The sequence below is a fragment of the Streptomyces sp. JW3 genome, assembly GCF_052216785.1.
Classification (GTDB): domain Bacteria; phylum Actinomycetota; class Actinomycetes; order Streptomycetales; family Streptomycetaceae; genus Streptomyces.
Map to the genome: position 1 here is coordinate 14,919 of NZ_JBQOUX010000021.1, position 13,955 is coordinate 28,873.

Annotated in this window: 10 protein-coding genes; 4 read left to right on the forward strand and 6 right to left on the reverse strand. The window is 72.9% G+C overall.

Annotated features, from left to right (window positions below; all coding sequences use genetic code 11):
• The first annotated feature begins 163 nt into the window (after positions 1-163).
• Together mca and ACTT8P_RS11780 are read left to right on the forward strand one after the other, a co-directional pair.
• Complete coding sequence (gene mca / locus ACTT8P_RS11775) at positions 164-1,024, forward strand: mycothiol conjugate amidase Mca (protein ID WP_442831592.1); 861 nt, start codon at positions 164-166, stop codon at positions 1,022-1,024.
• Positions 1,017-1,283: a hypothetical protein gene (locus ACTT8P_RS11780; RefSeq protein ID WP_442831531.1), complete on the forward strand. Its 267-nt coding sequence runs from the start codon at positions 1,017-1,019 to the stop codon at positions 1,281-1,283. Before mca ends, ACTT8P_RS11780 begins: the two co-directional genes overlap by 8 nt.
• Before the next feature lie 155 nt (positions 1,284-1,438).
• Here the strand turns inward: ACTT8P_RS11780 and ACTT8P_RS11785 are convergent, their stop codons facing one another.
• Together ACTT8P_RS11785 and ACTT8P_RS11790 are read right to left on the reverse strand one after the other, a co-directional pair.
• Positions 1,439-1,738, reverse strand: a complete 300-nt coding sequence (locus ACTT8P_RS11785) for a hypothetical protein (protein ID WP_442831532.1) — start codon at positions 1,736-1,738, stop codon at positions 1,439-1,441.
• Positions 1,739-1,761: 23 nt separating this feature from the next.
• Complete coding sequence (locus ACTT8P_RS11790; protein ID WP_442831533.1) at positions 1,762-2,451, reverse strand: DUF4352 domain-containing protein; 690 nt, start codon at positions 2,449-2,451, stop codon at positions 1,762-1,764.
• A 197-nt stretch (positions 2,452-2,648) separates the two neighbouring features.
• On the opposite strand from ACTT8P_RS11790, the gene ACTT8P_RS11795 reads away from it, so the two are divergent.
• On the forward strand, positions 2,649-2,789 hold the full coding sequence (locus tag ACTT8P_RS11795; RefSeq protein ID WP_442831534.1) for a hypothetical protein: 141 nt from the start codon (positions 2,649-2,651) through the stop codon (positions 2,787-2,789).
• Positions 2,790-3,411: 622 nt separating this feature from the next.
• On the opposite strand, the gene ACTT8P_RS11800 is transcribed toward ACTT8P_RS11795, so the two are convergent.
• From ACTT8P_RS11800 to ACTT8P_RS11815, 4 genes are read right to left on the reverse strand one after another with little or no spacing between them, the layout of a single operon-like run.
• Positions 3,412-4,401 carry a hypothetical protein gene (locus ACTT8P_RS11800; RefSeq protein ID WP_442831535.1) on the reverse strand — a complete coding sequence of 330 codons (990 nt, stop codon included), beginning with the start codon at positions 4,399-4,401 and terminating at the stop codon, positions 3,412-3,414.
• The gene (locus tag ACTT8P_RS11805) at positions 4,398-5,738 is read right to left on the reverse strand and encodes a CHAT domain-containing protein (RefSeq protein WP_442831536.1); all 1,341 of its coding nucleotides are present in this window, start codon (positions 5,736-5,738) and stop codon (positions 4,398-4,400) included. Before ACTT8P_RS11805 ends, ACTT8P_RS11800 begins: the two co-directional genes overlap by 4 nt.
• Before the next feature lie 6 nt (positions 5,739-5,744).
• Complete coding sequence (locus ACTT8P_RS11810) at positions 5,745-8,504, reverse strand: AAA family ATPase (protein WP_442831537.1); 2,760 nt, start codon at positions 8,502-8,504, stop codon at positions 5,745-5,747.
• 30 nt (positions 8,505-8,534) lie between these two features.
• Positions 8,535-11,735, reverse strand: coding sequence for a tetratricopeptide repeat protein (locus tag ACTT8P_RS11815; protein ID WP_442831538.1), 3,201 nt, complete (start codon positions 11,733-11,735; stop codon positions 8,535-8,537).
• Between the two features lie 168 nt (positions 11,736-11,903).
• Between ACTT8P_RS11815 and ACTT8P_RS11820 the strand changes: the two genes are divergently transcribed.
• Positions 11,904-13,910, forward strand: a complete 2,007-nt coding sequence (locus ACTT8P_RS11820) for a thioredoxin domain-containing protein (RefSeq protein ID WP_442831539.1) — start codon at positions 11,904-11,906, stop codon at positions 13,908-13,910.
• Positions 13,911-13,955: the final 45 nt, after the last annotated feature.

A 13,955-nucleotide genomic window follows, 5' to 3' on the forward strand; every position in this document is an offset into this window, starting at 1 on the left:
CTCTCGGCAGGAGCGGGACGGAAGCCCCGGCAGGGCCCCCGGAGCCGGGCCCCGGAATTATTCGCCCCCCGATTCGGTCACTATAGAAGCCGCCGAACGCCCTCACCGACACCGGGGCGCCGACTTAACCGAGGATCGAGTCTTGACTGACCAGCTGCGACTGATGGCCGTCCACGCCCACCCCGACGACGAGTCGAGCAAGGGCGCGGCCACCATGGCGAAGTACGTGTCCGAAGGGGTGGACGTGCTCGTGGTGACCTGCACGGGAGGGGAACGCGGCTCCATCCTCAACCCGAAGCTCCAGGGCGACCCGTACATCGAGGAGAACATCCACGAGGTGCGCAGGAAGGAGATGGACGAGGCCCGCGAGATCCTGGGCGTCAAGCAGGAGTGGCTCGGCTTCGTCGACTCGGGACTGCCCGAGGGCGACCCGCTGCCGCCGCTGCCGGAGGGCTGCTTCGCCCTGGAGGACGTCGACAAGGCGGCCGGTGAGCTGGTGCGCAAGATCCGCGCCTTCCGCCCCCAGGTGATCACCACCTACGACGAGAACGGCGGCTACCCGCACCCCGACCACATCATGACCCACAAGATCACGATGGTGGCGTTCGAAGGGGCGACGGACACCGAGAAGTACCCGGAGAGCGAGTACGGACCGGCGTACCAGCCGCAGAAGGTGTACTACAACCAGGGCTTCAACCGGCAGCGCACCGAGGCGCTGCACCACGCGATGCTCCAGCGCGGCCTGGAGTCGCCGTACGGGGAGTGGCTCAAGCGGTGGAACGAGATGGAGCGGGTGGAGCGCACGCTCACCACGCATGTGCCGTGCGCCGAGTTCTTCGAGATCCGCGACAAGGCGCTGATCGCGCACGCCACCCAGATCGACCCCGACGGCGGCTGGTTCCGGATTCCGATGGATCTCCAGAAGGAGGTCTGGCCCACCGAGGAGTACGAGCTCGCGAAGTCCCTCGTGGACACTTCCCTCCCCGAGGGCGACCTCTTCGCGGGCATCCGGGACAATGCCTGACATGAGCGCAAGCGCAAGCCTGGCAATGGCACACCTCGTCACCCTCGCCGAGGTGGACGAGGACAAGGTCACCCCCGGTGTCCTCGGCTTCATCGTCTTCGCGGTACTGGCCGTGGCGGTGTGGTTCCTGATGAAGAGCATGAACCGGCACATGGGCAAGGTCGACTTCGCTGAAAGCGAGAATGCCGAGGCCGGCGCGTCGACTGGCGGTGACGCTGGTGGGCGCACGCCCGTAAGCAAGGACCGAAGCGGCGAGTAGGTAGCGATACCTGCAGAGCCTTCCGGGTTACTCGGCGAGATCATCTCCCATGCTTTTCTCATGGGAGCCGGTCCTCGCTTCACGGATGCTCTCCCCGTGGAGCGAGGACCCCGCGAGTGGGGTGGCGCGGTGCGGTGGTTTCGTCAGCGTGACGGCTACGGCGTGGCTTCGAGGGCGTCTTTGAGTATCTCGTTCTTGTCGACGTTGCCCTCTTCGTCGATCCAGCCGAGGTCGTCGATGACTGCCGACATGACGAGCGCCTGGTAGTCGTCCTCATTCACCCCGTGGCAGGCGCTCGGCTTGGCCTTGTTGCCTTCGGCGCGCTCGGTCAGTGCCGCGGCGCAGTCGGCGGCGATGTCGTCGTACGACGGCTGGCTGAGCCAGATGGCGGTGCCGGTCACTCCGCCGGCGAGGATCAGGGCGCCGCCTGCGATGAGTGCGATGGCTCGACGCATGGAATCTCCCAGGGGTGGAGCGGTCAGGAGATGTCGATGCGGACGGGGTCGCCGAGGAGGCCGTCGGTGTAGGTGACGGTCTTCGCGGTGAACTTGCCTTCACCGGTGATCGCACCGCTGACGTTTTCGCCGGGAGCGATCTTCACGGTGTCGATCTGGTGGGTGTCGACGGCGAGTTCGGAGGCGTGCTTGGTGCCGTCGCTGTCGGTGATGGCGAAGTACAGCGGGTTGACGTCAATGGTGTCGTCGCTGTTGTTGGTGATCTCCACGAGGACGCTGGTGTAGTCGGTGCCCTGGGCGATGACGGAGGGGGAGAAGGCGGTGGGCTTCGCCGTGATCTTCACGGACGGGTTTTCTGCGGCAGGCTCTTGCTCCTGGTCGCCCGCTTTGCTGTCCTCGGACGCCGGCTTGTCCTCGGCCTCGGAGGGCTGCTCGGCGCTGGCAGCCTTGTTGTCGGTGTTGCCGGAAGTGTCGTTGCCACTGCCGATCGTGCCGATGATCGCGACGAGGACGAAGAGGGCGACGACGCTGAGGCACCCGAAGCCGACGATCTTGCCGGTGCTGTTCTTCTTCGGAGGCTGAGGGCCCGGGGGGACATAGCCGGGTGCCGCGTGGCCGCCGGGATGCGGACCGCCCCACCCCGGCTGCTGCTGCGGGTACGGCTGGGCCGGCTGCTGGGGCTGGCCGGGTTGCTGCGGGTACTGCTGGTTCACGTTGCCCCCGAGGATCGGTTCGTGCGGTGTGCGTGTATGACTCGTAAAGGGCTGGTGTGGTTGCGGTGAGCGGCTGCGTTCACCCGATCGTATGAGTGCTCTTGATCATTTGATCGGGACAGGCGAACCAGGGCGGGCGGTCAACTGCTGTGCGAGACGAAGAAGCGGCTATGCCGCAGGCGGAACAGTGCCCGCCTATGGCTGTCACGCAGCCGGACTACTTGGCCGACGATCAGTGGCTGGCGCTGACGCTCGCGGTCCTGCACGGTGTCTTCGAGGGCGTGCGGGGCGCCGAGATCAAGGCCGCGTGGGCGTCAGACCTCGGGGTTGCGGCGTGAAGGGCGTGCGGGATCGACTGGATGATCTGATGGCGCGCGAGCGTGGCACGCGTCTACCGGATGTCTGATCGCACCGTCCTCAGTGAGGCACAGGGCGGTTGTGTCGACAGCGTTCGTGCGGGTTCGTCGCTGCCGGGCGCCTTGGTGGAGGCCGGAACGGGCAGCGCTGACCACAGTTACGACATGACGTGGGATATTCCGAAGATGATCAGAGCATCTGAGACCTCTGCCTCGACTCGCGTCCAATGCCGTGTAAGGGACGCCGGCTGGCGGAGTGCCACTGGCGGGGGAGAGAGACGACCCGACGCCTCGTTGTAATGCTGCAGACGGTGCGGACCCGGGGGATGAGGGCCGGTGATGGGGAGTTGGTTGTGCTGGGCTCCGCGCGGGTGGCGCGTCTCGGTCCAGGCGGGTGGACCGAGGAGGTTGAGGACGTCGTCGTGGGCGGGCAGGGACGCGGTGCGGTGGACGGTGCGGCCGCCGTCGGCGGCACGGGTCGTCTCCCGCTCGCGGGAGGTCTCAAGGACGGCCGAGGGGCTCCCACTCGGTGCGCCCCTGCGGGAAGGAACCACCGCGTGCCGACCTCACCTCCGGCTCCGGGGCGGCCTGACGCAGCACCCCGTCACCTGGAGTGTTCGGCCAGGGACAGCAGCAGATGGGCCGACTCCGACCGGAGATGGTCGGAGTGGGCCCCCGCGAAGCCGTTGCCGTGCACAAACACGTCGCTCGCGTCCACGCTGACGAAGCGGTGGTCGAGGATGGCGAGGGGATAGGGCTCGCCCGGCGGCAGCATGCGGATCGTGGACACCGGCGCGGGCGCCGTGCCGATGCCCGCGTGGCCGATGCCCGCCGTCTTCTCAGCTCGCAGATGCCAGAACCCGGTGGCCCGGTCGTGCTGCGAGTAGGTGGCCACGACCGGGCCGCGCAATGGGGCCTCACCGAGCGCGGTGAAGGTGGTCGTGAAGGCGTCACGGGGCGCCGCCATCTGCAACAGCAGCATCGAGTCGACGGTGAACGGCCGGCCCGCCGGTTCCGGTGCGCTCCAGCCCAGCGTGAGCGGTTCGTCCGCCGCCCACTGCACGGCCTCGCACAGGAACCGGCAGCCGAAGGAGTGCCCGATCAGGTGCAGGTACTGCCCGTCGCGATTGGCCAGAACGGGCGGTGCGGCAGGGTCCGCCCGGTGCCGGTCCAGATAGCCGAGCAGCCGGCCGATGACCTTGGCCGCGTGTCCCTCCGTGCTCATGGCGTGCGCCCGGTCCCGGATACGGCGGTAGCCGCCGAAGGAGTACAGCGAGCGGGACGGCCAGCGGACCAGCACCGTCCACGGCCGCCACGGCTTCAGCCGCGGATAGTCCCCGGCGCCGTACCGCGCGGCTGTCAGGGCCAGCAGCCGGCGCACCGCGTCGAGCGCGGACTCCGGGCCGGTCTGCCAGCCGTGGACGTAGACGATCAGGTCCGTCGCCCAGTCGGGCGGCGCCAGCTCCTCGGCGAAGTGGTTCGCCAGCCGGTCGGCGGGGACCGGCCGGGGGCCCGAGGCGGTGTCCTCCAGCAACCAGCCGTCCGCTGCAAGGTCGACGACGCGGACGCTGTGGTCGAGGACATGCTCGGTCATACGGTGATCTCCTGGCCGGCGCCGGTTCCGCCGGCGGTGTCGGTGACGGCCCGCTCCAGCCGGCTGTCCATGCCGTGGTGCAAGGCGTAGGCGAGGCCGAGCGGATTGCCCAGCTCGTCGGTGAAGTGCCGGGTCACGGCGTGGGCCACCGCGCCGGCCGTCGCCGTACCGCGCAGATAGCGGGTGACGAACTCCAGGGCGTACTCGGCGGCGAACATCTGCGGCATCTCGATCTGAGGGCCGAGCACACCGCGGGCACCGGCCCGGATCAGTTCCCGGCCCAGGAACGCCACGTCGCCGCCGCCTTCGGGAACCCCCGCGTGGCAGGCGTTGAGCACGACGAACGGCTGGAACGGACTGGTGTGGGAGAAACGGCGCCGCCGGTCCCGGACCGTCTGGGCGTCGATCGGCACCTGGTCGGTCAGCCGCACGGCCAGACAGGCGGGCTGGGCGCCGTTGGCGACGAAGTGACCGTGGCACCAGAAGTACATCAGGTGCTCGTCGAGGGAGGCGTCCGCGAGCGCCCGTACGAACTCGGCGCGCGTGGTGCGCTCCACGAAGCGGGTGTCCTTGGCCAGCACCGCGGCGACCTCGGCGGCCCGGGTCCGGCCCTGGCGGTCGACCCGCAGGTCGTGGTTGAGGCTGACCGACGGCACCACGGGCGGCTCGCGCCGGCTGTCCAGCCACGGGTAGGCGCCGCCGGTCTGCTCGATCTGGTGGCGGTGGCCCAGGAAGCGCGGGAAGAGGGTGTGGGGATCGCCGCCCTCGCCGGGCGGCGGCAGATCGTCGAGCGGCAGGCAGACCATCGGCCAGGGAACGTACAGTTCTGAGTCGAACCTGACCCGCAGCCCCTCCCGGCCGTCCAGCGCCTGCGCCAGGTGGGCGCTGAACCGCCGGACCCGGGGATCGTCCCCGCCGAGCAGCGTGCCGAACAGCAACTCCGACCCGGCCAGCGCCAGTTCGTGCAGCAAGTCGTACAGCTCGCCCGGCGGCCGGGACCGCAGGTCGACCAGAGAGGCGTACGGCTGTTCGGGCCCGGTCGGGAGCGGGCGGCCGTCTGGGGCGAGCGCCCGGAAGTCGATCAGCAGGTCCTTCCAGTGCCGGCACAGCCGCGCGGCGGCCGCGCGTACCTCCTCCGGGCGCACGGCCAGGTCCACCCGGTGCTCGGTTCCGTACTGGTACGGCACGGCGGGCCCGTACAGCCGGGCGCGTATCCGGCCGTCGGCCAGGGCGTCGAGGCTGACGGTGATGTCGGGGCCCTCGGCCAGGTCGTCCGGGAGCCGGGTGAAGCCGTCGCTGGGGTCCTGCACGATCCGTACGCGCAGTTCGGTGCTCATACGCCGTTACCGTCCCCACCCCGAGACCGCGTGCGGTGCGGCGAGGCCGTCCGCCCGGTCGGCGTCCAGGATCTCCAGTTCGGTCTCGACCTGCTGGAGGACCGTGCCGGTGCGTTCCAGGGCGACGGTGAAGCGGATGACGTGCAGGCCCGGGCGGGCCGCCGTGAAGTCGAACTCGGCACCGTGGGTTTCCCGTTCGGACGGTCGCAGCAGGGCGGTGGCCGGTTCCACCGTGGCGGGGGTGAGGGGGAGGGCCACCGCGGTGAGCCAGGGGCGGTCGTCGTCGGCCGCGGCCCAGGGGTGGTCCTCGGCGGGGATCACGCGCAGCAGGATGCGGGAGGGGTCGAGGAGGGTGAGGCGGACCTGGCAGCGGGGGAGAGGGCTGGAGCCCGCGCGGTTCGTGATGTACGGCGCCAGTGGCTTGGTCCGATGGCGGACGGGGACACCGACGATGTCGCGGGCGCGCATCGGGATAGCGGGCAGCTTCCCGGCGTCCACAACCCGCCAGAACGCCCGGAGACCGGCATCCAGAGCCTCCCGCCCGGCGAAGTCCGCGGGGAAGGGGGCCCGCCGGGCGGGCGCGGGGACGTGCACCTCGTCGTACCCCTCGCGGAACCGCCGTACCGCCTCCAGCCAGGCGAGCCCCACCTGGTCGTCGAGGTCCCGGAACGTGGACCGGGCGGGCCACAGCAGCCGGTCGGCACGGTCCGGTCCGTCGGCGCGTAGGACGCTCTCGACCAGCGACCACGCCCGGCCGACGGGGCAGCCGGCGGCGGCGAACTCCTTCGCCACGGCCTCCAGCTCCCCGGCCCGGCTCCGGCCGGGCCTCAGCAGCAGGAAGCGGTGCCGGGCCCACGCCGCGCCCACCTGGTCCCCGCAGTCCAGGAAGTGCCTGGAGGCGGCCCGCAATGCCACCCGGGCCTCACCGGTCCTCCCCCGCAGTTCCTGGGCGAGCCCCAAGTAGAGGCAGGTCCAGCCCAGCCCACGGGCGTCCTCGGCCACCTCGTGCGCGGTGAGCGCCCGCTGAGCCGCGTCAAGGGCCTCCCGGCCGCGTTCCCGCAGCAGAAGGAGCCGGACGGATTCGGTGGCGACCCAGTTGCGGCCGCGGGTGTCGCCCGCGCCGGCCAGCGACGCGGCGGCCTGGCCCAGGGAGTGCTCGGCCTGGAGCAGTCGGCCGGTCGACAGCAGGGTCCGGGCGTGGTGCAGCAGCGCCCAGCCGTGCCCCCGGGCGCAACCGGTGCGGCGGTGCCCCTCGATCGCCGACTCGATCGCCGCCAGCGCTTCGAGCGGGCGTCCCTGGTCGCACAGCGCGGCCCCCTGCACCGTCGCCAGCCAGGCCAACTCGGCTTCGTCCCGGGGCTCGGCCCGTTGCGCGGCGGTCAGGACGCGGGTCAGCTCACCGGAGCTGTACATGTTCTCGACGTAGCCCCGGCGCCAGGGGTCCCACGCCTCCGCTGCCAAAAGCTCCTGCCCCCGGCGCCCCGCCTGGAACAAGGGGCCCGCCGCCCCGGGCCGGCCCAGGTCGCGCAGCAGACCCGCCAGGGCGACCCCGGTCGTGCGGCCCGACGTGCGGTGCAGGGCGACCAGCCGGTGCGCGTCGCCGCCGACGGCCAGCAGGGTGGCCAGCGCTTCGGCGAGTTCCTCGTCGCGGGCGGCCAGTTCCATGAACTCGTCGATGTGCGCGGCCAGTCCGGCGGCTGTCGCGCCGTCGGTCAGCGGCCGGGCGGCGGGGGTGCGGCCGTCGAGCGTGCCCACCGCACGGCGGGCGAGGGCGTACGCGATGCCCCTCAGGTCCGCGGTCACCCGGGCCCGCTCGCCGCCCGGTGTCCCGCGCAGCGCGGCGAGCGCGACCGGCGCGGGCAGGACGAGGGTGCCCTCCCGGCCCGGCCGCAGCAGTCCGTACGCCCGCAGGCTGTCGAAAACGCCCAGCAACGGGTCCGGATCACCGGTCGCGGCGATCAGTTCCTCGGCCAGCCGGGCGGCGACGGGCCTGCCGTCCGGGGACCGCAGCGCCAGCCGGGTGAGTGTCTGCCGGGCCCGGTCGTCGAGCAGACCGGCGGCGAGTGCGAACAGGTCGTCCGGTGTGCGCGGCGCCGAACCGCTGCCGGTCTCGGACAGCACCGCGCCCGCCACCCGCAGCCACAGCGGCAGTCCCCGGGCCGCCCGGACCAGCGGGCGCACGGCGTCTTCCGTCGCGGCCGGGCCCGCGAGGGAGCCGACCAGTCCGGCCGCGTCCCGCACGCCCAGCGGACGCACCTGGTGTTGGCGGACGGTCGGGCCGGCCCACCGGCCGCGCTGCCGGGCGGTGACGATGACCATGTTGGTGCCCGGCCGCACGGCGTCCAGCACGGCCCGGCCCAGGGTCGGCCGTACGCCGTCCAGCACCAGTACGGAACCGGTGATGTGCCGCCGGCACTGGTCGCGCAGCAGGTCGGCGAAGACCGTCCGGTCCGTCCGCACCGCCGCTTCGAGCATGGGCAGCCGGGGTGCCCGGTGCGCGGCGAGGAGCCGCAGCAGGACCGTTTCCGGGTGCTCGTCGGCACCGGCGGTGATCCAGTGCACCGGCAGCGCGTCGCCCAGCCGGCGCACGAGCACGGCGGCCAGCGCGGACTTCCCCACCCCGGCCGGACCGTGCAGCACCAGACTCCGTGCCACTCCGTCGGGGCCGGACAGCCACGACGACAGCTCCCGCACCTCGTCGTCCCGCCCGGCGAACGGTTCCGGAACCGGCAGCGGCGGAATCGGCCCGCGCAGCACTTCGTCCATCGATCCCCCCGGTGATGACTCCTCATATTGTCAGCCCTGCTTGACTTCCACCTCCACCCCCATGACCTCCCGGGCGTGCCGGTTGGGCACCATGCCCAGGCGCCAGGCCTGCCAGCCGGAGTCCAGGCGGACGCCGCGTTCCAGCAGCAGGCCATAGGCGGTCAGGCCCTCTTCCAGGCGTTCGTCGCGGGCCGGGTGGGTGGCGCGAGTCAGCTGGGCCAGTTCCTCCTGGGCGACCGCCGTGCCGATCTCGACGCCGCCGGGCGCGGCGTACGGCAGCAGGGTGCAGCGCAGGAAGCGGGCCCAGTCGTCGCCGCGCCGGTCGCCGTAGGAGGCGAACAGGGTGACCGCCTCGTCGCACAGGGCGAGCGCCTGCGGGGTGCGGCCGTTGCCCGCGTCGACCACGGCCAGCTCCAGGCAGGTCCACGCCTCGCCGTGCGCGACGCCGATGCGGTGGAAGTCGGCGCGGGCGTCGACCAGGAGCTGGCGGGCGAACCCGGAGTTGCGCAGCGAACCGGTCTGCGCGGCGCGCTGGTCGCGGGTGACCCGGGCCGAGTGGTGCCGGGCGCAGGCCAGCCCGTAGACGTCCCGCATCCGGGAGAACATCGTGCGGGACCGCTCCAGTTCGCGTACCGACCGGTCCAGGTCGCCGGTCTCCTCCAGCGCCTGGCCCAGGTAGTACAGGGTCCACGCCTCGCCGCGCGCGTCCTCGTTGTCCCGGTGCCGGCCGACCGCCCCGCGCAGCTCCTCCACCGCCCGCGCCGCGTCCCCGGCGACCAGCCGGGCCCGGGCCAGCTGGGTCAGCGCCCACGCCTCGCCGCGCCGGTCCTGGGTACGGCCGTACAGGCCGAGGGCGGCCCGCAGCTCGGCCTCCGCGCGCGGCACGTCACCGCGGCGCAGATGGAGCTGGCCGAGCTGGAAGTGCGCCCACGCCTGCCCGTGCACCGACTCGCCCGCGCGGTGCAGGACGAGCGACTCCTCCAGCAGTTCCAGGGCCTCCGCCAGCCGGGAGCGGTCGCGCTGGACCGCCGCCAGCGCGTGCAGCGTCCACGCCCGGTCGGTGGCCAGGTCGGGGGCGGCCTGGAGGTCGAGCGCCTCGTGCAGCTTGGCCGCCGCACCGGTCAGGTTGCCCTGGTGGTGCAGGGTGATGCCGAGCGAGGTCAGCGCCCGCGCCGCGCCCGCGTCGTGCTGGGCCTCCAGATACAGGTCGACCACGGAGGCCAGCGTGGTGCGCGCCTTGTCCAGCTCACCGACCTGCCGGGCCGCGATACCGGTGCGCCACTGCACCGAGCGCAGCAGCAGCCCCTGGTCGACGGCCTGCGCCAGGTCGCTGATCTCGCCGAGCCGGTACAGGTCGCCGCGCAGCAGGCAGTAGTCGCACAGCGCGCCCAGCAGATTGAGCACCGCGCCCTGGTCGACGCCCTCGGCGTACCGGAGCGTCGCCGTGATGAAGCTGGACTCGTCGTCCAGCCAGCGCAGCGCCTCGTCCAGCGAGGTGAAGCCGTGCGGGCCGAACCGGTCCGAGCGGGTCGACATGTTGCCGTCGACCAGCCGCAGCACCGAGTCGGCCAGCTCGCCGTAGTTGGCGATCAGCCGTTCCTGCGCCGCCGTCCGCTCGGCCGGTTCCTCCTCGTCGAGCAGCCGGGCCTGGGCGAAGGCGCGCACCACGTCGTGCAGCCGGTAGCGGCTGCCGCGGACGTGGTCGATGAGCCCGGCCCGGGACAGTGCCGTCAGCTGCTTGGTGGCCTCCGTCTCGTCGGTGGCCAGCAGCGCGGCCGCGGCGGCGGCGCCCAGCGAGGTACGGCCGGCCAGCGCGAGCCGGCGCAGCAGCTTGCGGGCGGGCTCGGACTGGTCGGTGTAACGCAGCCACAGCGCCCGCTCCACCGGCTCCACCGGACCGTAGGCGCCCAGGTCGGCGGCGAGGGCGCGCGGTGAGCGCGGGCCGAGCGCGGAACCGGCGACGCGCAGCGCCAGCGGCAGCCCGCCGCACAGGTCCCGGATCAGGTCGGCGGACTCGGCGTCGTAGGGCCCGTCGGTGTCCTGCGCGCCGGCCCGCAGCAACTCCTCCGCGCCCGCCGCGTCCAGCGGCTCGACCGGCAGGTGGTGCACCCGGGCGGGCAGGTCCGCGGGCAGGTCGAGCGGCCGGCGCGCGGTGACCAGTACCAGACTGTCGGACCGTTCCGGGATCAGCGCGCGCACCTGTTCCACGTCACTCGCGTCGTCCAGGACGACGACGACCGGGACGCCGGTCAGATGCTGGTGGTACAGCTCAATCAGCCGTCTGACCTGCTGGTCTGCCGAGGACCGCTCGCGGAACAGCAACTGCTCCCGGGGTGCGCCGAGCCGGTTGAGCAGGTGCAGCAGGGCATCCCGGGTGGGCAGCGGCTCACCGGCACTCTCGCCGCGCAGATCGACGACGCAGGCGCCGCGGAAGTAGTCCTTCAGATCGTGGGCGGCGCGCACCGCGAGTGTCGTACGGCCGCTGCCGGGCGCCCCGTGCAGTACCACCACCGTCGGCTTGGTCTCGGTACTGGCGCGGGCCGCCCGCACCCACTGCCGCAGCCGGTCCGTCTCCGGCCGGCGGCCCACGAACACGCCGTCCGGCACCGGCAACTGCCCGAACGACTGCTCGAGCACCGTCCGTCCCCGGGCCGCCGCGCTCTTGTCGGCGCCGCGCAGCTTCGGCCCCGGCTTGCTCGGTGCCGTCGACGCGGCGAGCACCCGCTGCTGGTCCAGGAACGGCCGGATGCCGCGCACCTCCAGCGCGGTGAGCCACTGGAGCCGCAACTGCCCGGGACCGCCCGGCTGGTTGACGGCCCCCGCCTGGTGGTGCGCGGCCGGCAGATGCGCACCCATCACCTTCACCACGGCCGCCGCCGCGCCCACCACCCCGACCGCGAGGCCCGCGCCCACCGCGGTGCCGGTGCCGGTGCCCAGCGCGACGTCGGCCACCACCGCCGCGACCGCCGCGACGGCCGCCACCAGCAGCGGAGTGCCGGCGCCCTCGCGGGCCCAGCGCTGGCGGAACGTGAGCTGCCCGGCGCCGGCCTCGTCCAGCGCCCGGGTGTAGGCGTCGTACTCCTCGGCGGCGGTACGCGCCATCGAGTCCAGCGCGCCGCGCGCCCGGGACAGCAGCACCCCGCCGTCCACCCGCCCGCCGGTGCGCCGCACCTCCTCCTCCACGGCCCGCACCAGCAGCCGTTCGGCCTCCACCCGATGACTGTCCCGCATGTCCCGTCCCCCTCCGAGGGCCCCGGTCGTCCCCTGCGTCGCCCCGCCCATCCTCGGGTCCTTCCCACCTGGCGGGCGGGTCAAGTGTCCTGCCGTGTGAACTCCCTGGGGAGAGCCCCGGCGGTGTGCTGTCCGGCGCGCCGCGGGTACTGGGGCAGGATGGACCCCATGGCGAACCGACTGGCCCGCGAGACGTCCCCCTACCTGCTCCAGCACGCCGAGAACCCGGTCGACTGGTGGCCCTGGTCGGCCGAGGCGTTCGAGGAGGCGCGGCGGCGGGATGTGCCGGTGCTGCTGAGTGTGGGGTACAGCAGTTGCCACTGGTGCCACGTCATGGCCCACGAGTCGTTCGAGGACGCCGCCACCGCCGCCTACCTGAACGAGCACTTCGTGTCCGTCAAGGTCGACCGCGAGGAGCGCCCCGACGTCGACGCCGTCTACATGGAGGCGGTGCAGGCGGCGACCGGGCAGGGCGGCTGGCCGATGACGGTCTTCCTCACGCCGGACGCCGAGCCGTTCTACTTCGGTACGTACTATCCGCCCGCGCCGCGCCAGGGCATGCCGTCCTTCCGGCAGGTGCTGGCCGGTGTCCAGCAGGCGTGGACCGAGCGGCGCGGGGAGGTCACCGACGTGGCCGGGAAGATCGTCCGGGACCTGGCCGGGCGGGAGATCTCCTACGGCGACGCCCAGGTGCCGGGCGAGGAGGAGCTCGCGGCGGCGCTGCTGGGGCTGACCCGGGAGTACGACGCGCGGCGCGGCGGGTTCGGCGGGGCGCCGAAGTTCCCGCCGTCCATGGTGCTGGAGTTCCTGCTGCGCCACCACGCCCGTACCGGCGCCGAGGGTGCGTTGCAGATGGCGGCCGACACCTGTGAGCGGATGGCCCGGGGCGGGATCTACGACCAGTTGGGCGGGGGATTCGCGCGGTACTCGGTCGACCGGGAGTGGGTCGTGCCGCACTTCGAGAAGATGCTGTACGACAACGCGCTGCTGGGCCGGGTGTACGCGCACCTGTGGCGCTCCACCGGGTCGGACCTCGCCCGCCGGGTCGCCCTGGAGACCGCCGACTTCCTGGTCCGCGAACTGCGCACCGCCGAGGGCGGGTTCGCCTCCGCGCTGGACGCCGACAGCGACGACGGCACGGGCAAGCACGTCGAGGGCGCGTACTACGTGTGGACGCCCGAGCAGGTGCGCGCGGTGCTCGGCGAGGCCGACGCCGAGCTCGCCACGCAGTACTTCGGCATCACCGAGGAGGGCACCTTCGAGCACGGTGCCTCGGTGCTCCAGCTCCCGCAGCACGAGGGCGTGTTCGACGCCGAGCGGGTCCGGTCGGTACGGGAACGGCTGCTGGCCGCGCGGACCCAACGGCCCGCGCCCGGGCGGGACGACAAGGTCGTGGCCGCCTGGAACGGCCTCGCGATCGCCGCGCTGGCCGAGACCGGCGCCTACTTCGACCGGCCGGATCTGGTGGAGGCGGCGGTCGCCGCCGCCGATCTGCTGGTCCGGCTGCATCTGGACGACCAGGGCCGGCTCACCCGCACCAGCCGCGACGGGCGGGCGGGTGGCAACGCCGGGGTACTGGAGGACTACGCCGATGTCGCCGAGGGCTTCCTCGCGCTGGCCTCCGTCACCGGGGAGGGCGTCTGGCTGGATTTCGCCGGGTTGCTGCTCGACCACGTGCTGACGCGGTTCCGGGACGCGGACGGGTCGCTGTACGACACGGCGGTGGACGCGGAGCGGCTGATCCGGCGGCCCCAGGACCCGACGGACAACGCGGCGCCCTCCGGGTGGACGGCGGCGGCGGGGGCGTTGCTGACGTACGCCGCGCACACCGGGTCCGGGCCGCACCGGGAGGCGGCGGAGCACGCGCTGGGGGTGGTGAAGGCGCTCGGGCCGCGGGTGCCGAGGTTCGTGGGGTGGGGGCTGGCGGTGGGGGAGGCGTATCTCGACGGGCCCCGGGAGGTCGCGGTGGTGGGGGACGGGGAGCTGCGGCGGGCCGCGCTGCTCGGGACCGCGCCGGGGATGGTGGTGGCCTTCGGCGAGGAGGGGAGTGAGGAGTTTCCGCTGCTCGCCGGGCGGGGGCTGGTCGGTGGGGAGGCGGCGGCGTATGTGTGCCGGGGGTTTGTCTGTGAGGCGCCGACCACTGATGTGGGGCGGTTGCGGGAGGCGGTTCAGTGACGGCGCGTCGTGGCTGGTCGCGCCCACGCGGCGGAGCCGCATATG

Excerpts from the sequence above, each read along its gene's own strand:
- mca (WP_442831592.1), top strand. The coding sequence starts at position 164 with ATGGCCGTCCACGCCCACCCCGACGACGAGTCGAGCAAGGGCGCGGCC.
- ACTT8P_RS11800 (WP_442831535.1), bottom strand. The coding sequence starts at position 4,401 with ATGACCGAGCATGTCCTCGACCACAGCGTCCGCGTCGTCGACCTTGCA.
- ACTT8P_RS11820 (WP_442831539.1), top strand. The coding sequence starts at position 11,904 with ATGGCGAACCGACTGGCCCGCGAGACGTCCCCCTACCTGCTCCAGCAC.
- ACTT8P_RS11785 (WP_442831532.1), bottom strand. The coding sequence starts at position 1,738 with ATGCGTCGAGCCATCGCACTCATCGCAGGCGGCGCCCTGATCCTCGCC.
- ACTT8P_RS11810 (WP_442831537.1), bottom strand. The coding sequence starts at position 8,504 with ATGGACGAAGTGCTGCGCGGGCCGATTCCGCCGCTGCCGGTTCCGGAA.
- ACTT8P_RS11795 (WP_442831534.1), top strand. The coding sequence starts at position 2,649 with ATGGCTGTCACGCAGCCGGACTACTTGGCCGACGATCAGTGGCTGGCG.
- ACTT8P_RS11805 (WP_442831536.1), bottom strand. The coding sequence starts at position 5,738 with ATGAGCACCGAACTGCGCGTACGGATCGTGCAGGACCCCAGCGACGGC.
- ACTT8P_RS11780 (WP_442831531.1), top strand. The coding sequence starts at position 1,017 with ATGCCTGACATGAGCGCAAGCGCAAGCCTGGCAATGGCACACCTCGTC.
- ACTT8P_RS11815 (WP_442831538.1), bottom strand. The coding sequence starts at position 11,735 with ATGCGGGACAGTCATCGGGTGGAGGCCGAACGGCTGCTGGTGCGGGCC.